Genomic DNA, 22,090 nt, shown 5'->3' with positions numbered 1-22,090 from the left:
AATGAAGTTCAACACGCTGCGGCAGATTTCTAGCTATGCCCCCAATCCGCCGGATCATCCGAGTTGTTGGGTGAAAGACCCAGAACGTCGCCTGTGGTAGAACATCCAAGCCCAAGAACCGTTCTGTTCGCGTATGAGAAATACGCGCAGACCTGATTGATCTCGAGGATCTCGCCATCGTCCCACCCGGCGTCCCGCAGGGCGCGAACATCAGCCTGAACCATCTGCGCAGGTGCTTCGGTTAGCTTGCGCGCATAGCACATAGCAGCGATCTGGGCGTTGTCCAGCGGTGCGGAATCCGGCGTTCCGGCCTCAATCGCGGAGCGGATGGCATCGCCCCGTTCCGCGTCTGCCAACAACCGCTGCAACCCGCTAAAGTGATGCTCGACGCAATAGCTGCACTGGTTCAGGGAACTGACCCAAACCCCCAGCACCTCAAGAAACCACTTCGGGACTTTATTGGCCGAGTGATGCAGGACGTTCTTGTACAGCGCCATGTGACCTTCCATCGAATGCGGCCGTAAAGAATGCACCATCATTATGTTGTCCACGTTTTTGTCAGGCCCGGTGACCCGCTCGTAAAGCTTTCTCAGCTTGCCGGTGGCTTCGTCAAATGGAACAGTCTTAATCCAGCTCATATGGTCCTCGCCCTGTTGTCGTGTCGCGTCTTCGCTTCCCAGTTTCGCACTCGTATCCTTCTGAGACAAAACTGGATCGCCCCACCATGTCAGGCTAAGCTGACGAAACGCAAGTAAGGGAGTATCTCATGGAAATGGCGGAGAAAACTGTCACTGAGTTCTATGCCAACCACCCAATTTCCGCGCCGCATATTCTGACCAAGCTGACAAGCCTTCGCGGATCCCTTGAGGATGTGACCCCGCAAGAGCTCTACCCTTATGATCAGGATCACTATGACGGCCTGAATGCCAACGCCCGACTGGCGGACAAGGTCCGGATGAAATCTGGTGATCGCGTTTTGGATGTTTGTGCCGGGCTTTGTGGACCTGCGCGATGGTATGCCTCTGAGCATGACGTTGACGTCACTGGCCTCGATATCAGCCCCAACCGCGTCGACGGTGCCAAGGAACTGAACGCGCTTGTCGGACTACAGGATCAGGTGCATCCTATTCTGGGCAGTGCGATGGATATACCCTTTGACGATGCGCATTTCGATGCGGCGGTCAGTCAGGAATCCTTCTTGCATATCCCCGACAAGCTCAAAGCCCTATCCGAAGTGTTCCGCGTTCTGCGCACTGGCGGACGGTTCGCCTTTACCGATTGGGTGATGCATGAGCCCCTGCCCGATGATGAGATGGAATTGTACCACCAACGTTTTGCCTGCCAGTCCCTGCTGAGCATTCCCGAATACGAAACTGTGTTGAAAAAAACTGGATTTTCGGTTGCCTCGGCCAACGATGTAACGGCGTCCTGGGGCGAAATTCTGGCGCGTCGGCTTAGCATGTATCAAACCTTGGATGCCGAGGCCGAACGCGCTGGCAACCCGTCCAAGGGGGATACTTTCCTGAAAATGTACGCGCAATTTGTCAGCGACGTGAAACAAAGAAGGATCGGCGGGGTACGATTGACGGCGGAAAAACCTTAATAACTTCGGCTTCGTGCAGAGGTGTCACCCATCAAGATCACAGCCAATCGCCCACAACACCTCGCGCCCCTCTTCCCCCGGACCACATCACCTGCCATAATGGGTCTCAACCTAAAAACAAGAGCAGCCCCGATGCCCGACGATCTGTTGACGCCAAGCGCGACCACCACTTACGACGCCTCTTCGATTGAGGTACTGGAAGGTCTTGAGCCGGTCCGAAAACGCCCCGGTATGTATATCGGCGGCACGGATGAGCGCGCTTTGCACCATATGGTGGCCGAAATCCTCGACAACTCGATGGACGAAGCCGTCGCAGGCCATGCCAACCGGATCGAAGTTGAACTGCACGCCGACTACGCCCTGACCGTACGCGACAACGGACGTGGCATTCCGATCGACCCGCATCCGAAATTTCCCGACAAATCAGCGTTGGAGGTAATCCTGTGTACTCTGCACGCGGGTGGCAAATTCTCGGGCAAGGCGTACCAGACCTCGGGCGGTCTGCATGGCGTGGGCGCATCTGTGGTAAACGCATTGTCGGATTCTATGGTCGTGCAGGTGGCGCGAGATAAAACGCTGTTCGAACAACGGTTCTCACGCGGCATTCCTTTAGGCCCGGTGGAAAAGGTCGGCGCGGCCCCGAACCGACGCGGCACCACAGTCACTTTCCACGCTGATGCCGAGATCTTTGGCCATCACAAATTCAAACCGGCGCGGCTGTTCAAATCAATCCGCTCCAAGGCCTATCTGTTCTCGGGCGTCGAAATCCGTTGGAAGTCCGCCATCGACGATGGCGAGACCCCGACCGAAGCGACCTTCCACTTCCCCGGTGGCCTGTCCGATTACCTGAAAGAGACGATGAATGGCTCGTCCACCTATGCTGAGCAACCCTTTGCCGGTACCGTGGACTTTAACGAGAAATTCGGCACCCCCGGCAAGGTCGAATGGGCGATCAACTGGACGCCTTCACGCGACGGGTTCATCCAGTCCTACTGTAACACCGTCCCTACGCCCGAAGGCGGCACCCATGTGGCCGGGTTCTGGGCCGCTGTCCTCAAGGGGATTAAAGCCTATGGCGAGCTGATCAACAACAAAAAGGCAGGTCAGATCACACGTGATGACCTGATCACCGGCGGCTGTGCGCTGGTCTCTTGTTTCATCAGTGAACCTGAATTCGTGGGTCAGACCAAAGACCGTCTGGCCACGGTCGAGGCACAGCGGCTGGTCGAAAACTCGGTCCGCGACCATTTCGACAACTGGCTGGCTGCCGACACGAAATCCGCCGGCGCTATCTTGGACTTCCTCATCCTGCGGGCTGAGGAACGCCTGCGCCGACGGGCCGAGAAGGAAACACAACGCAAATCCGCCACTAAGAAACTTCGTCTTCCCGGCAAGCTGGTGGACTGCTCTAGTTCAACACGTGACGGCACTGAATTATTCATCGTCGAGGGCGACTCGGCCGGTGGGTCCGCCAAGATGGGCCGTGACCGCAAGACACAGGCCCTGCTGCCCCTGCGCGGCAAAATCCTGAACGTGTTGGGCGCGGCCAGTTCCAAGCTGGGCACCAATGCCGAGATCAACGATCTGACGCAGGCTTTGGGAGTGGGGCTTGGCACCAAATTCAACGTCGACGACCTGCGCTATGACAAGATCATCATCATGACCGACGCAGATGTGGACGGAGCGCATATCGCCTCGCTGCTGATGACGTTCTTCTTTACCCAGATGCGGCCGATGATCGACGCGGGACACCTGTATCTGGCCTGCCCGCCCCTCTACCGTCTGACCCAAGGCGCAAAACGCGTCTATTGCCTGGACGAGGCCGAGCGCGACGAATGGCTTGAGAAAGGTCTGGGCGGCAAGGGCAAGATCGACGTGTCACGCTTCAAGGGTCTGGGTGAAATGGACGCCAAGGACCTGAAAGAAACTACGATGGACCCGGCCTCGCGCAAATTGATCCGCGTCACCATCGACGAGGACGAACCCGGAGAGACCGGCGATCTGGTCGAGCGCCTGATGGGCAAAAAACCAGAACTGCGGTTCCAGTACATTCAGGAAAACGCGCGGTTTGTGGAGGAGTTGGACGTCTAAGACGATCGAACGCGAAAGACATCAATCAGTGCAGAGGCCAAATGTTCAAATCACGTAAGGCAAGACTGTGCTGGTCAACTGGTATTCTTGTTCTCGCTGGTGTGATTGTGATGTTCGCGGGTCGCTACCGCGAACCGGCCACTGTTGAAGACATCGTCGAGTCCTTTCTTCAGACACATAATATTCCGGGGGCTGTGCTGGCCTACGGCCCCTCGGATGCAGAGCCCAAAGTCGTGGCGTTTGGCGTGTCAGACCCGATTGAGAACACGCCCATGTCGACCGACCAGCCATTTCGCCTGGCCTCGGTCACAAAACCCATCGCAGCCAGAGCACTGATCAAAGCCGAGGAACGTGACCAAATCGACCTGGATCGTCCCATAGCCGAGCTTGCCGACCTGCCCCCGCCGCATGACCCGCGGGCCGCACAAGTATCGGCGCGGCAGCTTTTGGCGCATACGGGTGGGTTCGATAGAACTATCAGTTTTGATCCGATCTTCGCGCCCGATCGGCTTGGCCTTGACTGGTCGGCCAGTTGCGCCAAAGTGGCCCGGACCGTGTGGCAAACCATGCCGTTGGATCACACGCCGGGCAGCAAGACGGCGTACTCGAATGTTGGCTTCTGCCTTCTGACCGATCTGCTGGGGGCGGAAGCTGAAGACGCCCTGCAGCAGGTTGCCGACATCCATCTGGAGGGGCCCGCCGGGGCCAATTGGGAACTTCGCAGCGACGGTTGGACCCGTGTGCTGAGTTCTAAGGACGATCAAGGCTGGCTTTCAGGCTTGGGTATCGCTGGTGGGGCAATCGGCACGGCCGAGGCGGTCTGGACCATGGCCTCAGCGCCCCAACCGTTTTTCGAGGCGACGGCATCACAGGACGACAAAAGTGATTTCTACGCGTCGGGCTGGCATGTCTGGCCGGAAGAGAACGGCCAGCACCTGACCCATTGGGGCGGGGTCCGAGGCATCTTCACAACCGTCTTTCGATTTTCGGACGGAGAGACTGTTGTCGTGTTGTTCAACGCCTCACCTGTTGAGCCCAATAGTGCATTTGTGTCGCTGCATAACGCGTTGTATGAGTTCAATAAATCGAATAGGTGAGATCAAAATTGACCACACTGAAGAGCAAGCGCCTGATGAGCGAAAAGCCCGAAATGCGGTCCAGTACATTCAGGAGAACGCGCGGTTTGTGGAGGAGCTGGATGTTTGACCTAAAGAGCCTCCAACACTCCACGTTTTGGACGACAATTTGGCTTAGGCCTATTGCGTGAGTCTATTTTGTTGGCGTGATGACATGAGTTCCCACTACTTTGAACTCATCTGATATGCCCAAAACAATTTCGTAGCTATATATCAGGTCAAACTCAAATAAACGCCAAAATAGCGTAGGATTTCTTTCCCTATACTGTTCTACGGTCCAATAGCCTGCGACATTCCCGACAGGTTGGTTTATTCTAGTAGGAACAAAGTTCTCACTTCTGTATCTGCTGTATCCCACCACTCGGAAGTCGTGATAACTCATCCAGCTTTGAATTCTATCTAGAGTACCCAGACTTCGCGAAATACGGAAAATGCAAACCTCTACGCCACTCCCGTAACCTACTCTTTTCCAATCCAGCTTCAGCAAGTTTGGGCTTTCTTTCTTCTGTTCCTCTTTGATCAAACAGCTTTGTACATCTGGATAGTTACGAATAGCTTTTCGGAACTGTTTCCATCGCGCCTGTTCACTATCCATAACGTAACCCAAGAATAAAAATGGCTCGGCGGATTGGTTGGAAAGATGATCATATTCGATCTCACACGTATCCGTCGGTCTGCAGTCCGTCCATACATCAGCCTCAGGCCCTTCCGCCGCCAAAGGCATAGAAGCGGCAAAAATTGCAACTGCAAGAATCAAAAATTTGGTAATTGAACTATCTTTCATTTCACGCAAAAACTTTGGGTGCGCATTTGTTCTCTAAGAAGTTGAGCTTAGCTAACAGGCTTCGCCAAGTAGGGTTTCCCTGACCTCCAGCGGGCCTGTTTAAGAGAAATCAAAAAAAACAACCGGACGGTCGTAAATCTGATAGTAACCTGACGAGCCTCGTGCCCCGCCTATGGGGGCGAGTCGGGCGCGTGATTGATGCGTCGCATCAAGCATTGGGTGGATGGCGTGAGATCCTCCTCAAACAGCTCCCAAACACTCCCCTTGCCTAACCTGTTGATCTCGTTCACACTTACCCTCAAACCGTCATTCAAGAACGACATTTGAGGTTCCGAGCGTCCAAGACGCAATGAAACCAACTACAGATTTTCGAACGGGAGGACGACATGAAAACACTAACCCTTGGGCTGGCCGTTGCACTGCTGGCCAGTCAAGCGACCGCGCAGCAGACATTGACCACCGCATCCCCCATTCCGGACGGGGCCGAGACCAAGTTCTGCTACTACAACGGCATGGCCTATTCGCAGGACGCCTTTGTCCTGCTGGTCGGTGACAACACCGTTACTCAGACGGTCAGCACGATCCAGGAACGCCTGCTGCGTTGTCACCGTGAGGACGACGGCACGATGAAGTGGAAACCGCAGAGCACGTTCTCGACCAATAACTGAACGCTTAAGGTGGGCGGGCTAGCCCACCTTCTGCTCCAGCCATTTCGCGATCTGCGCGGCGGGCTTTTCCCAGCCGGGCTCCATGAACAGGAAATGCGCGTGGTTCTCGACGGGCATGAAAGTCGCTCGGTCGCCATACAAATCGGCCAGGGCGCGGCAGGTGTTGGGGTTCACCGCCCTGTCCTCGGCCCCTGATACGACCAGCACCGGGCAGTCGACCTTGTCGATATCGACCTTCATCGCGTGGTGATCGTCGAACATCCAAAAAAACATCTCGAACATCACCCGCCCGCTTTCGGCGCCCAAACGGTCGAACACCGCGTGCTGTTGCGCCTCGGGCATTTTGTTCAGCGCGAAGGGGGCCATCAGGTCGAACTCGACCCGCATGGGTTGTTTCCAGAACGCCCCGCCCTCCATCAAAGCACGCGGGATGGCGCGTTCGTCATCGGTTTCGGGCAAAGTGCCCCAAGGCGCGTTCGGGTTGATCAGGACAATCGCACTGGCCAACACACGTGAGGCCACCTGCTGCGCCACAACTCCGGCGATGGCATGGCCCAACAGAACCGGATTGCTGTCCAACCCTTGCACGAACTCTGCTATGTCGTTGGCATAGTCCATCACGCTGGTATCGGTCAGGCGCGGGTCGGGTTCGGCCTTTGAGTCCCCGCCGTGATAGCGCAACGCGGGGGTGTGTACCGTCCAGCCCCTGTCGCGGAAAAACCCGGCATAATCCTGCATACACCATGGCCCTGCAAAGGCACCGTGGATCAGAACAATCTCTTTGGTCATGAAAACGCTCCCTTTTCTCTCGCTACTATGAGAGATCGGGGGCGACTTCAGCAAGGCTGTGTCGCAGGCCTATCAGACGGACAGGCCTATCAGCGCCACTCCGACAGCCATAAGAACCGCTGCACCAAGCCGCCGCATCCAGTTCCCCTCTTTCAGGAAAACAAACCCGATCAGCGCCGCGAAAATAACCGAGGTTTCCCGTAGCGCCGAAACTGCACCAAGCGGTGCGAAGTTCTTGGCATAAAGCACCAGACCATAGGCTGTCATCGAAACAAGCCCGCCCAGAATGCCGATCATCCAGACTTTGGCAGGCAATTCAGCCAGGGTCTTCCGTCGACGGATACCAACAAACCCCGCGATAAACAGATGCAGAAACGCACCCCAGGCCCAGTAGCTAAGCGTATTGCCGGACAAGCGCACGCCAATACCGTCCACGACCGAATATATTGAGATGCAAAAGCCCGTACCCAGCGCAAATCCAAGGGCCCAACGGCCCACACCAGAGCGCAATGCCTTCCAACTGCTGAGCTGGATACCAACAGCGATCAGCGCGATCCCACCCCACGCTTGCAGCGGCAGCACCTCGCCCACCAACAGCATCGCCCACAGCGATACAAGCGCCGGAACGATACCGCGGGCAATTGGATATACGACACTTAAGTCTCCGTGCTGATAGGCTTTGCCGAGCATGAAATAATAGCCGAAATGCACCACGGTTGAGATCAGAATGTATGGAAAGCTTTCGGCACTGGGCAGTGGCAGCAACAGGATCATTACCGTTGCTGGAATGACGTGCCCCAACGCCACCAGACCCAGAGTGGTGGTCCGATCAGCCGCGGTTTTGACAATCGCATTCCAAACCGCGTGCAACACCGCCGCCGTCAAAATGATGGCAATGACAAACAGGGTCACATCCGAACCTTTCGTAAAGGAAGAAACTGTCCTGCAAATCGGACCGGCTAAGTTATTTGCACAGGTTGAGACCGATCACAACGCAGCTTCGATCAGTGTTTTGAGAATGTTTTCGGTGAGTCTGTTTGGGTTTCCACCGCAGGAGGAAGCGGTGATTGTGCCGTTGACCAGCGCAAGATAGCTGCCCTGCAGGCCAAGCCCTATTGATGCGAAATCTCTACAACTGAACGTGAGGAGTGTTGCCAGCGCGCTGGCGCGCGGTCACTTTGGTGTCATGACATTTGTGACCGAAAATCAACTGCCCCTGCTGATCTTGTTCTTTATTATTGGCTCGGTTGGCACCGCGTTTCTATTTCGCAAACCGGCCGGGCACCGGGCATGGAAGCTGGCCGACCTTGTCTGGGTCGTTCTGGGCGGGATCGGCGCACTGGTGGCGGTTCTGGCCGGGCTCTACACCTCGGACAGTTCGCGGTTGGACCGGCAAATCGATGTGGCTTATGCCGCGACGCTTGCTTTTGACCGCGACGCCGCGCGGTTCCGACTGCGGTTCTGCGATCCGGCCTATGACTCGGACACCGCCGTTTTGTGCGATAAGGTTGAATTCCTTTCGGCCTCAACCGCCAGCAATGCTGACCTGCCATTGTTCATCGCTGTGACCAATGAAGTGGCGCCGCTGCAGGGATTGCATTTCCTGCTTGGTGGGCAAGCGAAAGATGAACAGGAGGAAATTCGCGCTATGGCCGCCAAGGCCGATGCGTTCAGCATCGATCAGTTCCTTGTTTTCACCACGCTGGACGATGCAACACAGGTTGCGATCGACAACATGCGCCGGAAAGTGCCCGCCATTGCCGGGGATTATCTGATCCTTGCCCAAAGCTATGATGACCTGGTTGAACAGGTCGGAAAGCTAAAAGACGAATGGGAATACCTGCAGGAAAACGCGCATATACTGGTGTTGCAAATCGTCGCCCTGTGTCTGGTCAGCTTTGCCGCGCCCTTCCGATTGGGCAAATCCATTGTCGAACTGCGCACAACGCTCAGCGTCGGTACGCCTGCGCCAGCTGTTCCGGATCAGCTCCAAGAAAATACCTTGTCAGAGTCCACAGATTCCGCACGCCCCGACGCACCCACCCCGCCCGCGCATAGCGGTCCGCGCTCGTAGCCGCGCGGGTGCTCAGCAGGGTGATGCGGGGCAAGGCGCGCACCAGCGCCACGTCCTCCATCAACGGCTGGTCCGGGTAACCTGCGGCTTTGTCATAGGCGCGACGCGGCACAAGCAACCCCTGATCACCATAAGGTAGGCTAAACACCCGGCTGCGCAGATTGGCCCAGCCCGCAACCCAGGCTGGCCAAAACCCGCTGGCCTGAAAGGTCAGACGAAAAGCCGCGGGGTTGCCCGTGGGCAGATGCTCTCCGACGTCCTTGCTCCACCCTTCTTGCAGGACGGTATCGGCGTGCAAAACCAAAAGCCATTCACCTTTGGCTACCGCGCAGCCCCGCAGCAACTGCCCCCCGCGTGAGGGCGGCCCGGTCACGATCTCAGCCCCTGCCTCTTCCGCAATTTCAAGGGTCTGGTCGGTTGAACCGCCATCGGTAACGATCAGCTCTCGGACCAACCCCGTGTGCAAACCCTCCATCAAAGCCGGTAAGGACTCCAACAAAGCCTCTGCCGCGTTCAGGGTCGGGATGACGATGCTGATTGGTGCTGGCAAGGCGGATATCCTCTGGTCATGGCGACGCGATCTCCTATATCACGGGGCCAAGGGAAAAGACGAGGACCACCCCATGCCCAATCGCCGTATTCTGCGCCTTAGCGGGTCGGACACTGACAGCTTTCTTCAAGGGCTGGTCACCAATGATATTTCCGGGCTGGATCAGGGACTGGTTTATGCCGCACTGCTGACCCCGCAGGGCAAGTATCTGGCGGATTTCTTTCTGAAACGTGACGGCGATACGGTGCTACTGGATGTCGCCGAGGATATCGCCGACGGGTTCGTCAAGCGGCTGGGCATGTACAAGCTGCGCGCCGATGTTTCGATCGAAGATAGCGGCCTGAATCTGCAACGCGGCACCGGCCCGGCACCCGCAGGCGCCCTGCCCGACCCGCGCCATCCAGATATGGGGTGGCGGGCGTATACGGTCGAGGCCGAAGGCGACGATGGTACGGATTGGGACGCCATCCGCGTGCGACACTGCATACCGGAAACCGGTATCGAGCTGACCCCCGACAGCTATATCCTTGAATCTGGATTCGAGGGCCTGAACGGCGTCGATTTTAGAAAAGGGTGCTATGTCGGGCAGGAAGTCACCGCCCGGATGAAGCATAAGACCGAGTTGCGCAAAGGGCTGCGTAGCGTTCGGGTTAATGGCACCGCGCCCGTTGGGACCGAAATTACATCTGGCGGCAAACCGGCCGGTACCTTGTTCACCCAATCGAACGGTCAGGGGATCGCCTATCTGAGGTTTGACCGCGCCAACGACGATATGCATGCCGCCGAGGCCACCGTCACGCTTGACGCCTAACATGTTGCTATTCCGGCACGGCTGAACCGTTGCGCGGCCCGGTACCCTTTGAACCCTTTCGGGGCGCTGCCACACTGCGGTCAGTCCACTGAACGGATGCGCATATGCTTAAGTTATACGCTGCGATCTGGCGTGCCAGCGCCGGACGGCAAATCATTCTTATTGTCCTGTCCATCGCCATCGCAGGCCTTGCCGCGGTGCCATTAGAGTTTCAGCGCGATATCGTTAACCATCTGACCTCGAACGATATCAGCACCGAGCGATTGCTATATCTGGGTGCAGGCATGATGTCGGCCATCCTGCTGAGCCTCGCCTTAAAGTGGCTGCTGGGCTATCGCGCCGGGACGCTGGGCGAGGATCTGATCCGCATGATCCGCCAGCGGCTTTTGTTGCGCTCATCGGACCTGAGTGAAACCGGTGAGAAAATGCGCTCGGGAACCATGACCACGGCTATTTCCGCCGAGGCCGAGGAGTTGGGAAAGTTCGCCGGTGGCGCCTTTTCAGACCCGGTTGTGCAGATCGGCACGCTGATCAGCGTCATTGGCTACATCTCATCAACGCAACCCGGGCTGGGCATGATCGCCTTTTCAATGATCGTGCCGCAGATCGTGATTGTGCTGGTCTCGCAGCGAAAGGTGAACGTCTTCGTTGCCGAAAGGGTCCGCATATTGCGCAGCTCTACCGACAGGCTGACGACCGAAGACATTGACGCTGTGGCGCGCGATATCGAGGCTCAGTTCGACGATATCTACAACACGCGCCGCCGCATGTTCCTGTGGAAGCTGTCCGCCAAATTTCTGCTGAGCGTAATTAATGGCGCAGGCACGGTCGGTGTTCTGATGCTGGGCGGGTACCTGGTTCTGAATGGCAAAACGGATGTGGGCACCGTGGTCGCCGCCACCAGCGGTCTTGGCCGCATTCAGGGCCCCACGGCCTTTTTGATCGCCTTTTACCGACAAGTCAGTGCCAACCGCATCAAATACGACCTGATGCTGGAATTGTTCGGTCCGAACCCAGAACGATATCGTCGGCCTAGAAAGCTAAACTAAAAAAAGACCGCGCGGCCCCTGCCGTCGCGGTCTTTTCGTGTTTTGCCAAAGCACCGATTTACGCGCGTTCGGAATATTCCATGCTTTCGGTGTTCACCACGATCATCTCATCCTGACCGATGAAGGGCGGTACCATGACCTTGACGCCGTTATCCAGAATGGCTGGCTTGAACGAGTTTGCAGCAGTTTGACCTTTGACCACCGGCTCGGTCTCGACGATCTTGCAGGTCACTTTTTGCGGCAATGTGGCGTTCAGTGCTTCGCTTTCATAGAATTCGACCACGATGGTCATGCCGTCCTGCAGAAACGGGCGACGTTCACCCAACAGTTCAGCGGGCAGTTCGATCTGCTCATAGGTCTCAGAATCCATGAACACCAGCATGCCGTCAGATTCGTACAGGAACTGCTGATCTTTCTGTTCAAGACGCACGCGCTCGACCTTATCCGCCGAACGGAAACGTTCGTTCAATTTCGAACCATTGCGCAGGTTGCGCAGTTCGACTTGCGCAAAAGCACCGCCTTTACCGGGCTTTACATGGTCGACCTTAACAGCAGCCCACAGCCCGTCGTTATGCTCAAGCACGTTGCCGGGGCGAATTTCGTTCCCATTTATCTTGGGCATCACATAAATCCTTCACAAACGGTTGATGCGTCAGTTCCCGTCCCTATATCTGGCGTAACCACACCTGACAAGACAACGAGACCTAGTGCTGCACTTGCAGCAAGCTATGCAAATGACGCAACGCAACTATGCATTTTAGCTGTATCCGAATCACATCTAATAGGTCATAAGGACCGTCACGCCGAAAATGCAAGAGCAAGAACAACAAGGAAGACGAGATGAGAGATTTCGTTGACGGCACTGCCTTTAACAATGAGCAAGGCAATCGTGCACGCAAACTTTTCGCAGCCGTTGTGCTGGCTGCACTGGACGACGCTATTGCCGATGACAAGAAATACGGCAACGGCCCGGAACAGATCGCCCGTTGGGCCCGCTCGCGCGATGGCCGCGAGGTGCTGTCCTGCGCAGGTATCGACCCCAACGAGCGGGTTGTCGGCGGGTTGATGGAGTTCGTTGGTCGTGGCGTGCGTACCTCGGTCGCGCTGTCGCGTGAAGAAAGCGAGCGTCGTAATGCCGCTCAGCAGGCAGAAGCCGCTTAAACCAAGGCAACATCTGCAGGAAAAAGCGCGCCCACTTTCCGGGCGCGTTTTTCTATTTCCGGGTCAGAAAAACAGCAGCCATTGGCGGGCAACCCAAATCTCGGCCCCTAGCAATGCGGCAAAGAATAGCTTGGCGGGCGCTGACAGCCCCCTGTTCCATAGCACCACATAAGAACCAGCACATATAACGACAGAAACAGGCGTTACCAAAAGCGCGTGATACGCACTGTCCCAATAGCTGACCGGGCTGTGAAAGACCCAATCGCTCAGCGGCCAGAATTGCGGCCGACCGTCACCGGCATGCAGTAGGAAATCCATCGACAGATGCAGCAGCCCTGCGGATGCGGTGACCGTCAAAAACCGCCATCCCCGCCAGTACCCAAGCATCAACGCCAACCCCCACAGGATGAATGAGTTGTCGATGGCAAACACCGTCTGCCAGGCTGGTGAGAAGTATAGTTCGTCAAAGACGACCTGTGGCGGGATGCTCAAGACGTGCAAGGACACCCCAGCCATGACGTACAGCGACAGATCGGGCAGAACCGAGCCCAGCACCGCAGCCCACAGAATGGCCCCCCGCGCAGGCCGCGCAAAAGCGGCAGCGCCGATCAAAAGATGCGCGGGCGTGTTCATCCGGGGCTTTCCCTTTGGTGTCAAATCAGATCATCTGCGCCCTAACGTATAGGAGACGACCATGGTTCGCGCCATCATGATTCAGGGCACCGGCAGCAATGTCGGAAAATCAGTTTTGGTGGCCGGGCTTGCGCGCGCCTATACGCGGCGCGGGCTGAAAGTGGCGCCGTTCAAGCCGCAGAACATGTCCAACAACGCCGCCGTGACCGAGAATGGTGGCGAGATAGGCCGCGCCCAGGCCCTGCAGGCACGTGCAGCCAAGCGTCCGCCCCATACGGATATGAACCCGATTCTGTTGAAACCGGAAACGGACACTGGCGCTCAGATCATCGTTCAGGGTCAGCGTGCAGGCACGATGAAGGCGGGCGACTATCGCAAGGACAAGTCCAAACTGTTGGATGCCGCGCTTGAAAGTTTTGACCGGCTTTGCAGCGATGCCGATCTGGTGCTGATCGAAGGTGCCGGCAGCCCGGCTGAAACCAACCTGCGCAAGGGCGACATTGCTAATATGGGCTTTGCCTGTGCCGCTGACGTACCGGTCGTTCTGGTGGGCGATATCCACCGAGGCGGAGTCATTGCGCAAATCGTCGGCACGCAGGCGGTTTTGGATGCCGGTGATCTTGAGATGATCACAGGTTTCGCCGTCAACCGGTTCAAGGGCGACGTCTCCCTGTTTGACGAAGGGCGCGACGACATTGCCGCGCGCACAGGATGGCCATGCATGGGCGTAGTTCCGTGGTTTCATGACGCCTGGAAATTACCCGCTGAGGATATGATGGACATTCGCTCGCACAGAGGCGGGGCCTGCAAAGTGGTTGTCCCGCAATTGGAACGCATGGCGAATTTCGACGATCTTGATCCGCTGTCCGCCGAACCGGGGGTCAGCGTTGAAATCATCCCAGCCGGGCGTCCTTTGCCGGGTGATGCCGATCTGGTGCTGTTACCTGGCAGCAAATCCACCATCGGCGATCTGGCCTATTTCCGGGCGCAGGGCTGGGATATCGACCTATATGCCCATGTTCGCCGGGGTGGCCATGTGCTAGGCCTGTGCGGTGGCTATCAGATGCTGGGCAAAACCATCGCCGATCCCGATGGCGTCGATGGCCGACCCGGCACTGTTGACGGGCTGGGCTTGTTGGACGTGACCACCCTCATGGCAGGTCAAAAGCAGGTCACCCTGCGCACGGCACGCACCATTCCGGGACATGAGCCAGTCACCGGGTATGAAATTCACATGGGCCGAACCGAAGGTCCCGATTGCGATCGCGCTTGGCTTGAGATCGAAGAGCGGCCGGAAGGTGCTGCTGACAGCACAGGCCGCATCCGCGGGAGCTACCTGCACGGCATCTTTTCTTCTGACGCTTTCCGCGCCCGCTACCTGCAGCAGTTGGGCGCAGAATCGGACCTGTCATATGAGGATGGGGTCGAGGATACGCTGGACGCGCTGGCGGACCATCTGGAACAGCATATGGACCTGGATCGCCTGCTGGGTATGGCCCGGCCGCCGAAGCGGCCTTAAGGGTTAATCGACTTCGCGCTCGGCCAGCGCGCGGTAAATCTCACGCCGCACCATCTTGCGGACGTTGCGAGTGATACGCTGGCCTAGAACGCCCTGCAGCTCTTCCCGAACGACCTGTGCGATCAGACCGCGCATTGCGTCTTCGTCCAAGGTCAGCGCGCCTTGTCCGGTGGCCAGAGGAGCTGTGTTCATCACTGGCAAGTCTTTGCCTGCAGTCTGCGCATTTTTGCCAGTTGGCCGCACGTGCAGTTCTTTTGCTTCTGATTTCACCGCCTGCGCAGACGCCACGACCGCAGGGTCCCGGACGAAGGTTGCCTTTGTGGCTGTGTCAACGTCTTCGTGTATCGTTTCAGCTTGGCTGATCTTTGCCGAGTAGGTGATGTTGAACTCATCTTCTGCGGCCCACTCCAGCGGTTTTGCCGGTGTCTCGACCTCCGCCGCCCACTCCAGCGGCTTCGTCGGCGTGCCGGAATAAGCATCTTCGCTGTCGCCGTCCGGCTCCCACTGATCTTCGGTTCGGGCAATTGCGGTTTCCAGCGCTTCGATCTTGGCGCTCAGACTGCCGGTCAGGCCGTCCTCTGGCTCAGTCGTGGTTTGCTGTTCGACCGCGGGTTCGGCATGTTTCACGATATCACAAGCCCGCAGAAGCATCGGTTTGACAGAATCTTCGGCCTTGTAAATCGGTTCCGCTTTTTCTGGCTGAGGCTTCTCTTTCACGGCCACTTCACCGACTCGCAATGCGTCGGTCAGAACCAGCCTGCCAGGCTTTCGCGTGTTGGATGACGCCATAACACCCGGAATTTTACGATCTTCTTCGGTGACCAGACGCTTAATCGAGGACAAGACGTCCTCGATTCCCGCTTTTACGACTTTATCCGTCATTGTTCTCTACCGCTCTATCCTCGGGATCGAGTGTAGCTAAACAAACCGGTCCTAACAACAGGTAGTATTGGCCCTTAGTCGCGACGCAACGCTTTGAGGACGCGATCCAGGTCTCGACTTTGTCTGCTGATCTGCGCCGGAGCCTTTTTAACCAAGTTGTAATACAGGGTTGGATCATAAATCTGGACAGCCAGACCCAGACGTTCAGCCGTCAGCAAACCCTGCGCATCCAGCAGTTGATAAGCGGCACGCGACCGTTCGGTGCGCGATGCAACCTCGGCCAGTTGCGCGTCCAATAGATCCTGCTGCGCGTTCAGCACGTCCAGCGTGGTCCGCGCACCCAAGGTTGCTTCTTCGCGGATACCGTCAAACGCCACTTGCGAGGCCCGGACCCGTTCCGTAGACGCCCTTAGGCTGGCACTGGCGGCCTGGTAAGCGGCATAGGCGTCCGCGACCCCCTGGGTGATATCCTTTTGCACGTTCAGCAAATTGGCGCGCGATGCGTCGCGAGTTGCCATTGCCCGACGGACCGTGGCGGCCAGACGGCCACCGGCATAGATCGGCTGTTCAAAGCGCAACGCGACAGTCGCATCTTCGAGGCTGTCATCGTTGTCATAGCTTTCGCGCAGGCCCGCATCCGCATTCAGTCTGACATTCGGACCAAGGTTGGCACGCTGCTGTTGAACAAACAAATCCAGCGCCCGCACCTGATGTTGCGCTGACTGAATAGCCGGATGGTTGCGCTGTGCAAGACTAACGGCTTCACCTTCGGATCGCGGCAGGTTCGGCAGGCTTGGTTGACCGGCAGTACGGCCTGGCGCCTTGCCCACGGCGTTCACATATTCCGCCTGCGCAATGCTCAGGTTACCGCGCGCAACCGCTAGATCCGCTTGCGAGCTGGCCAGCTGTGCTTCGGACAGCGCGACGTCCGTCCGGGTCACCTCACCCACATCAAAGCGGTCCTGAGAGGCGCGCAATTCTTCGGCAGACACATCCACGTTGTTCAGGCGAATCTGAACGGTTTCTTCTTGCAGCAGAACACCCAAATACGCGTTCAGGCCGCGAAACAGGACGTCCTGTTCGACGTCCAGCAAGGTTTGCCGTGTGGCCAGCACCGTTTCCTGCGCCGATTGCTTGCCCAGAACCGAGAAGCCGCCATCATAGATCAGCTGGCTCAGGGTGAGGCCGGTGAAAAAGTTGGCTGGCTCATCCCGCACAACACCAGCGCTCGTGCTGTTGCGATTGTAATTCTGACTGACCTCGACCGCCCAGTTGATGATCGGGCGCAGCGCTGACAGCGCGATTGCGACGTCTTCATCAGCCGCGCGCAACAAGGCGCGGTTCTGTTCCAGCAGCCCACTTGTATTGTAAGCCCCGATAAACGCGTCGGTCAGGTTATCAGCCCATACCGCACGCCCTGGTACAACACTGAGCGCGAGCCCCGCAGTCAGCGCCATCGCCTTTGTTAGCTTTCCCCCTGTCCTTGAACGCATGTCGAAATCCTTCTCAAATCAAAATTACGCTGCCCTGAGCGTAGTTTGCGCCGATGTTTTCAACTAATCAAGGTCGCAGAAAAATAAGCGATGAAATTATAGCGAAAATGCACACTCGGCGGAAAATGCCTGCAAAACCGGGGCATTGGCGTTGAATGCATGACGCCACGTCACCCGACCGCCGGATTTATGCCCGATCCGAACGGTTCCAAGCTCTCCTTCGACGAACAGGCAGGCAATGCGTCCGTGATCCTTCAACTGGGCGATCAATGCCTCGGGAACCTGCTCAACCCCGCCTTGTATCATGATGACGTCATAGGGGCCGTGTTCGGTCGCGCCCTGCGCCAGCGGCCCAACATGTACAATCGCGTTGTCGGCATCTGCTTCCATCAAGATCGTTTGCGCTTCGGCGGCCATATCTTCATCTTCTTCCACGGCAACCACCAACTGCGCCATACGCGCGGCAACCGCAGTGGAATAGCCCAGAGCCGGGGCGATATCCAAAACAGCCTCGTCATTCGAGATATTCAGCGCATCCAGCATTTTGGCCAATGTCCGCGGTTCGGGCAAGCAACGGTCGCCACCAAGGTCGATCACGCCTTCGGCGTAAGCCGCTTCACGCTGAGCGTCAGGTACAAAATTCTCTCTCTGAACGGTCAGCATGGCGTCAATGATGGGGAATTTCGTTACATCCGAAGGTCGGATCTGCGTATCGACCATCGTGCGGCGCCGGGTTGCGAAATCTGTCATTGGATCGCCCATGTTTTTCCCTAGTGTTCCCGGCTTTTGCCACATCCAGAAGAAACCGGCAACGGCTGCAACGTCGAAAGTTTCACCAGATCGCAGAGACTTGGTGTCGCGCCGCGCCATGCCGCAACACATGGAGGTGGATTTTTGCAATCAACCCACTGGACGCCCCTGACGAAAGGTGTTAAAACGCCTGCCACACCACAGCAAGTATTTGATTTTACTTGAAAAGGCGAGTTGGCGGAGTGGTGACGCAGCGGATTGCAAATCCGTGTACACCGGTTCGATTCCGGTACTCGCCTCCACTTCTTTGATTATCTAACCGGTATTCAACTGCGCTCGGTGTGCGCTATTCGGCCTGACCTCTCTGTGGGATAACTTCATAACCCGGCTCTTCCGGTTCATCATCGTGCATCTCGGTCGGGAAACCGGGCGCCGTGATATCCAGCCCGGTCGCGTCCTCCAACCGCTTGATAATATTCGGGGACAGTTCGCGTTCACCATAGCGGGCGATACCGTCGTCGAAGATGCGGATCATTACCGGGTTGATTTCCAAGGGTACTCCGGCGCGGTCGGCGACGTCTTGGAACAGTCCGATGTCCTTTTTGACAAGGTCCATGGTGAAAGAGATATCGCGGGACCCGTTCAGAATGACCTGGCTTTCTGTTTCATGCACGAACGAAGTACCCGACGAAATCTTTATCGCCTCATAAGTGGTGTTCAAATCCATCCCGGCCGCTTTGGCCGTTACCAGCGCTTCGGCACAGGTGATCAGGTTGGCGGTCGCCAGATAGTTGGTCAGAACTTTTAGGACCGAGGCTGAGCCCAACTCCCCCGTGTGCAGCACGCGCCGCCCCATCGTGGTTAAAAACGGCAGAATCCGCTCAAAGGTTTCGCGATCACATCCGGCGAAAATCGAGATATTGCCAGTAGCCGCCCGGTGGCACCCGCCTGAAACCGGGCAATCCACCGCCGCTCCTCCTCGCTCGATCACCATGGCGCCCAGTCGTTTAACCTCGGCTTCGTCGGTGGTCGACATCTCCATCCAGATCTTGCCCGGCCCGACCGCGGGCAGCATATCTTGCATCACTGCGTCCGAGGCCGCCGGGGACGGCAGGCAGGTTATAACGGCATCGCAGTCCCGCATCATCTGCGCCGGGCTTTCCGCGGCTTCGGCCCCCTTGGCCACAAACTCGGCCACCAGGTCTGGGTTAAGGTCGTGAACCGTCAGGTCAATCCCGTTGCGCAGAAGCGAGCCGGACAGTTTGCCGCCCACATTTCCTAAACCGATAAATCCGACTTTCATGTTTCCCTCCTGACGGTCGTATTCGGGCCGAGTATCTGTGTTGTCTGTTAGAAACGAAAATGATTAATAATGCCAATTATGGTCAAAATAATTTGGTGATATATGGATCGCCTTCCAAACCCCACATGGTTGCGCAGCTTTGAAACCGCCGCGCGGCATCTGAATTTTACCACCACAGCAAAAGAGCTGGGCCTGACGCAGACGGCGGTCTCATTGCATATCCGGTCGCTTGAAGCCGAGCTTGGGCAAAAGCTGTTCACCCGGAATGCCCGCCGGTTGGAACTGACTGAGCTGGGGCAGTCTTATTCGTTGACTGTGCGGCGTGCGCTTGGCGACATCGCCCTGTCCACCAACAGCCTGTTCGGCCCTGCCTCGCGCCAGACCCTGACGATCCGTGCGGCGATATCGACAGCCACCTATTGGGTCGCGGCGGAACTGCCCGACTTTACCGCTCGCCACCCCGAGATCCCAGTACGCCTTGTCTCGCACATCTGGAATGACAGCGTGGCCCCCGGCGATTTGGATGTGGAAATCCGGCTGGGTTATGGCGATTGGCCCGGCGTTCAGTCCGAAAAGCTGACAGATGAAAAGCTGGTACCGGTATGCCGGGCCGGGGACTCGCCCGCGACCCTGAACGTACTGCGGCAAGGCCCTCTGATTCATATCCTTGGATACGAAGACAACTGGGCGCGGTACTTTCAGGCCAACGGGCTCGCGCTTCCGGACCAGCCGCCCCGACATTCGGTGGACACCTCGGTCGCAGCACTGCAGCTTGTGATGGCAGGGGCGGGCTATGCAACGGTTCTGGAACGGTTCGCCCGGAATGCGATCCGGCAGGCTGTGCCGATTGCAATTGCGGGACCTGCGATTCCTTTTGCCCAGTCGCATTACCTGATCAGTACACGAGGCGCTACGCAATCGACCGCTGCGGCAGGGTTGTTTTGCGCTTGGCTGCGCGAGAGGCTGGCCGCGCATGCCGCGGATTGACACAGGCTGGTCGCTTTTTTGGTTTGAACGATTTCACCATGCGCCTCGTGCTTGACAAGCCCCCTGCCCGTGCCGCATGTCGCATGCGTTGGTGTCCATCTTCGGATGGATGAAAAGGGAATGCGTCAGCGGGCAACCGTCAAACGCAGCCGCCCCCGCGACCGTGACCGGAGAGGGTGCCCAATGCCACTGGCCCGCAAGGCCGGGAAGGCGGGACATCTGCCGGGGCAAGCGCCCCGACATCCGCAAGCCGGGAGACCTGCCAGCGCCCGAAGTTGAAACCGGACGGGGTGATCCGGTGTCGGGTCCATGTGCAGACGTGGCCCGCATGAAACCCCGTCCCCTGCAAAGAGGATTTGGGGGGATGAGAGACGTGACCGAGACTGCACCAGTCGAGCTGCTGGTCTGCACGACCTGTCGGCGTGGCCTGCCGATTGAAGACGATGCGCAACGTCCAGGTGCCCTGCTGCACAAGGCACTGGAAGACGCCGATTTGCCCGAAGGTATCGTGCTGAAGCCGGTCGAGTGCCTGTCAAATTGCGATCAGGGTTGTTCCATAGTGCTGCGCGGCGGACCGACCCGCTGGACCTTTGTGTACGAAAACCTGAACGAAACCGACCATGTCGACACCATCGTCGAAGGCGTCACCAAGTATCTCGCCGCCGAAGACGGTCTGGTCAAATGGCGCGAACGTCCCGAACATTTCCGCAAAAACTGTGCGGCCCGCATTCCCCCGATTGGAGCCCTGAAATGAGCAATCTCGAAAAACTCCCCGTCACTGTGATCACCGGCTTTCTGGGTTCGGGCAAAACCACGCTGGTCAAACATCTAATGCAGAACCCTCAGGGCAAGCGTCTGGCCGTTGTCGTCAATGAATTTGGCGATGTGGGTGTGGATGGCGACATTCTGAAATCCTGCGCCATTCCCGATTGCCCGGCGGAAAATATCATGGAACTGGCCAATGGCTGCATCTGCTGCACCGTGGCCGATGATTTCATTCCGACCATCGAGGCGCTGATGGCACTGGAGCCGCGCCCTGATCACATCCTGATCGAAACGTCCGGTCTGGCTCTGCCAAAGCCGCTGTTGAAAGCGTTTGACTGGCCCGATATCCGCTCGAAAATCACCGTGGATGGCGTGATCGCTCTGGCCGATGCCGAGGCCGTCGCCGCCGGGCGTTTTGCCCCGAATGTCGAAGCCGTCGACGCCCAGCGCCTGGCTGACGACTCGATCGACCATGAAACGCCCTTGTCCGAGGTGTTCGAGGATCAGATCTCCTGCGCCGACATCATCCTGCTGACCAAGCCTGACCTGGCTGGCCCGGAAGGCGTGGCAAAGGCCAAAGAAGTGATCGCAGCCGAGGCTCCGCGCGCCCTGCCCGTCGTCGAAGTTGCCGAAGGCGCTGTGGACGTGCGCGTCGTACTGGGGCTTGAGGCTGCCGCCGAGGATGACATGGATGCACGCCCGTCGCACCACGATGGCCACCACGATCATGAACATGACGATTTCGAAAGCATTATCGTCGAGTTGCCGGAACAGACCGATCCGGCAGCACTGGTTGCCAATATCGAACGCTTGGCAAATGAGCTGAACATCCTGCGGGTCAAAGGTTACGCCGCTGTCCAGGGCAAACCGATGCGCTTGTTAGTTCAGGCGGTTGGCGCACGCGTGCGACATCAGTACGACCGCCCATGGGAACCCGGCGAAGAGCGCCGCTCGCGTCTGGTGGTGATTGCCGAACATGACGACATCAAAGAGGCCGCGATCCGCGAGATCCTCGTGGGTGTGACCGAGGCCGCCGAGTAAG

22 protein-coding genes, 1 tRNA gene and 1 riboswitch are annotated in these 22,090 nt (G+C 57.6%); of the genes, 12 read left to right on the top strand and 11 right to left on the bottom strand.

Annotated elements, in window-relative coordinates; genetic code table 11:
• Window positions 1–29 precede the first annotated feature (29 nt).
• Window positions 30–638, bottom strand: coding sequence for a peroxidase-related enzyme (locus ACR0AJ_RS05865; protein WP_226688271.1), 609 nt, complete (start codon window positions 636–638; stop codon window positions 30–32).
• A gap of 134 nt (window positions 639–772) precedes the next feature.
• On the opposite strand from ACR0AJ_RS05865, the gene ACR0AJ_RS05860 reads away from it, so the two are divergent.
• The 3 genes from ACR0AJ_RS05860 (at window position 773) to ACR0AJ_RS05850 (ending at window position 4,791) form a co-directional block, all read left to right on the top strand.
• The gene (locus tag ACR0AJ_RS05860) at window positions 773–1,603 is read left to right on the top strand and encodes a class I SAM-dependent methyltransferase (protein WP_170349179.1); all 831 of its coding nucleotides are present in this window, start codon (window positions 773–775) and stop codon (window positions 1,601–1,603) included.
• 132 nt (window positions 1,604–1,735) lie between these two features.
• Window positions 1,736–3,694: a DNA topoisomerase IV subunit B gene (gene parE, locus ACR0AJ_RS05855; RefSeq protein WP_170375956.1), complete on the top strand. Its 1,959-nt coding sequence runs from the start codon at window positions 1,736–1,738 to the stop codon at window positions 3,692–3,694.
• Between the two features lie 41 nt (window positions 3,695–3,735).
• On the top strand, window positions 3,736–4,791 hold the full coding sequence (locus ACR0AJ_RS05850; RefSeq protein WP_425080391.1) for a serine hydrolase domain-containing protein: 1,056 nt from the start codon (window positions 3,736–3,738) through the stop codon (window positions 4,789–4,791).
• 172 nt (window positions 4,792–4,963) lie between these two features.
• Here the strand turns inward: ACR0AJ_RS05850 and ACR0AJ_RS05845 are convergent, their stop codons facing one another.
• Window positions 4,964–5,614, bottom strand: coding sequence for a hypothetical protein (locus tag ACR0AJ_RS05845; RefSeq protein ID WP_170349182.1), 651 nt, complete (start codon window positions 5,612–5,614; stop codon window positions 4,964–4,966).
• Between the two features lie 386 nt (window positions 5,615–6,000).
• Between ACR0AJ_RS05845 and ACR0AJ_RS05840 the strand changes: the two genes are divergently transcribed.
• The gene (locus tag ACR0AJ_RS05840; protein ID WP_170505424.1) at window positions 6,001–6,282 is read left to right on the top strand and encodes a hypothetical protein; all 282 of its coding nucleotides are present in this window, start codon (window positions 6,001–6,003) and stop codon (window positions 6,280–6,282) included.
• Window positions 6,283–6,300: 18 nt separating this feature from the next.
• On the opposite strand, the gene ACR0AJ_RS05835 is transcribed toward ACR0AJ_RS05840, so the two are convergent.
• The 3 genes from ACR0AJ_RS05835 to ACR0AJ_RS05825 form a co-directional block, all read right to left on the bottom strand.
• On the bottom strand, window positions 6,301–7,071 hold the full coding sequence (locus tag ACR0AJ_RS05835; RefSeq protein ID WP_480740345.1) for an alpha/beta hydrolase: 771 nt from the start codon (window positions 7,069–7,071) through the stop codon (window positions 6,301–6,303).
• A 72-nt stretch (window positions 7,072–7,143) separates the two neighbouring features.
• Window positions 7,144–7,983, bottom strand: a complete 840-nt coding sequence (locus ACR0AJ_RS05830; protein ID WP_170349185.1) for an EamA family transporter — start codon at window positions 7,981–7,983, stop codon at window positions 7,144–7,146.
• A 1,037-nt stretch (window positions 7,984–9,020) separates the two neighbouring features.
• On the bottom strand, window positions 9,021–9,695 hold the full coding sequence (locus ACR0AJ_RS05825) for a TIGR04283 family arsenosugar biosynthesis glycosyltransferase (RefSeq protein WP_170349186.1): 675 nt from the start codon (window positions 9,693–9,695) through the stop codon (window positions 9,021–9,023).
• A 73-nt stretch (window positions 9,696–9,768) separates the two neighbouring features.
• On the opposite strand from ACR0AJ_RS05825, the gene ygfZ reads away from it, so the two are divergent.
• Both ygfZ and ACR0AJ_RS05815 read left to right on the top strand, forming a co-directional pair.
• Window positions 9,769–10,506, top strand: a complete 738-nt coding sequence (ygfZ, locus tag ACR0AJ_RS05820; RefSeq protein ID WP_170349187.1) for a CAF17-like 4Fe-4S cluster assembly/insertion protein YgfZ — start codon at window positions 9,769–9,771, stop codon at window positions 10,504–10,506.
• Between the two features lie 104 nt (window positions 10,507–10,610).
• Complete coding sequence (locus tag ACR0AJ_RS05815; protein ID WP_480740343.1) at window positions 10,611–11,555, top strand: ABC transporter transmembrane domain-containing protein; 945 nt, start codon at window positions 10,611–10,613, stop codon at window positions 11,553–11,555.
• 58 nt (window positions 11,556–11,613) lie between these two features.
• On the opposite strand, the gene efp is transcribed toward ACR0AJ_RS05815, so the two are convergent.
• Window positions 11,614–12,177, bottom strand: coding sequence for an elongation factor P (efp, locus tag ACR0AJ_RS05810; protein ID WP_170349189.1), 564 nt, complete (start codon window positions 12,175–12,177; stop codon window positions 11,614–11,616).
• Window positions 12,178–12,395: 218 nt separating this feature from the next.
• On the opposite strand from efp, the gene ACR0AJ_RS05805 reads away from it, so the two are divergent.
• Window positions 12,396–12,716, top strand: coding sequence for a DUF6280 family protein (locus tag ACR0AJ_RS05805; RefSeq protein ID WP_008757056.1), 321 nt, complete (start codon window positions 12,396–12,398; stop codon window positions 12,714–12,716).
• A gap of 63 nt (window positions 12,717–12,779) precedes the next feature.
• Here the strand turns inward: ACR0AJ_RS05805 and ACR0AJ_RS05800 are convergent, their stop codons facing one another.
• Complete coding sequence (locus tag ACR0AJ_RS05800) at window positions 12,780–13,349, bottom strand: cobalamin biosynthesis protein CobQ (RefSeq protein WP_480637137.1); 570 nt, start codon at window positions 13,347–13,349, stop codon at window positions 12,780–12,782.
• 61 nt (window positions 13,350–13,410) lie between these two features.
• On the opposite strand from ACR0AJ_RS05800, the gene ACR0AJ_RS05795 reads away from it, so the two are divergent.
• On the top strand, window positions 13,411–14,868 hold the full coding sequence (locus ACR0AJ_RS05795; RefSeq protein WP_480740342.1) for a cobyric acid synthase: 1,458 nt from the start codon (window positions 13,411–13,413) through the stop codon (window positions 14,866–14,868).
• Window positions 14,869–14,871: 3 nt separating this feature from the next.
• On the opposite strand, the gene ACR0AJ_RS05790 is transcribed toward ACR0AJ_RS05795, so the two are convergent.
• The 3 genes from ACR0AJ_RS05790 to ACR0AJ_RS05780 form a co-directional block, all read right to left on the bottom strand.
• Window positions 14,872–15,750, bottom strand: coding sequence for a hypothetical protein (locus ACR0AJ_RS05790; RefSeq protein WP_170357678.1), 879 nt, complete (start codon window positions 15,748–15,750; stop codon window positions 14,872–14,874).
• Between the two features lie 74 nt (window positions 15,751–15,824).
• Complete coding sequence (locus ACR0AJ_RS05785; RefSeq protein WP_170349192.1) at window positions 15,825–17,243, bottom strand: TolC family outer membrane protein; 1,419 nt, start codon at window positions 17,241–17,243, stop codon at window positions 15,825–15,827.
• A 96-nt stretch (window positions 17,244–17,339) separates the two neighbouring features.
• Window positions 17,340–17,993, bottom strand: a complete 654-nt coding sequence (locus ACR0AJ_RS05780; RefSeq protein WP_170349438.1) for a protein-L-isoaspartate O-methyltransferase family protein — start codon at window positions 17,991–17,993, stop codon at window positions 17,340–17,342.
• A gap of 228 nt (window positions 17,994–18,221) precedes the next feature.
• Between ACR0AJ_RS05780 and ACR0AJ_RS05775 the strand changes: the two genes are divergently transcribed.
• A tRNA-Cys gene (locus ACR0AJ_RS05775) sits at window positions 18,222–18,295 on the top strand.
• 44 nt (window positions 18,296–18,339) lie between these two features.
• Here the strand turns inward: ACR0AJ_RS05775 and ACR0AJ_RS05770 are convergent.
• Complete coding sequence (locus ACR0AJ_RS05770; RefSeq protein WP_170349242.1) at window positions 18,340–19,296, bottom strand: NAD(P)-dependent oxidoreductase; 957 nt, start codon at window positions 19,294–19,296, stop codon at window positions 18,340–18,342.
• A gap of 102 nt (window positions 19,297–19,398) precedes the next feature.
• Between ACR0AJ_RS05770 and ACR0AJ_RS05765 the strand changes: the two genes are divergently transcribed.
• The 3 genes from ACR0AJ_RS05765 (at window position 19,399) to cobW (ending at window position 22,089) form a co-directional block, all read left to right on the top strand.
• Window positions 19,399–20,283: a LysR substrate-binding domain-containing protein gene (locus tag ACR0AJ_RS05765; protein ID WP_170349243.1), complete on the top strand. Its 885-nt coding sequence runs from the start codon at window positions 19,399–19,401 to the stop codon at window positions 20,281–20,283.
• A 72-nt stretch (window positions 20,284–20,355) separates the two neighbouring features.
• Window positions 20,356–20,564: riboswitch (cobalamin riboswitch) on the top strand.
• 83 nt (window positions 20,565–20,647) lie between these two features.
• Window positions 20,648–21,037: a DUF1636 family protein gene (locus tag ACR0AJ_RS05760; RefSeq protein ID WP_170349244.1), complete on the top strand. Its 390-nt coding sequence runs from the start codon at window positions 20,648–20,650 to the stop codon at window positions 21,035–21,037.
• Window positions 21,034–22,089 carry a cobalamin biosynthesis protein CobW gene (gene cobW, locus ACR0AJ_RS05755; protein WP_170349245.1) on the top strand — a complete coding sequence of 352 codons (1,056 nt, stop codon included), beginning with the start codon at window positions 21,034–21,036 and terminating at the stop codon, window positions 22,087–22,089. Before ACR0AJ_RS05760 ends, cobW begins: the two co-directional genes overlap by 4 nt.
• The last annotated feature ends 1 nt before the right edge of the window (window position 22,090 follow it).

The sequence above is a fragment of the Ruegeria sp. CJ9 genome, from assembly GCF_056536625.1.
The sequence above is the reverse complement of the archived record's forward strand: the minus strand, read 5'-3'. Positions and strand labels throughout refer to the sequence as shown.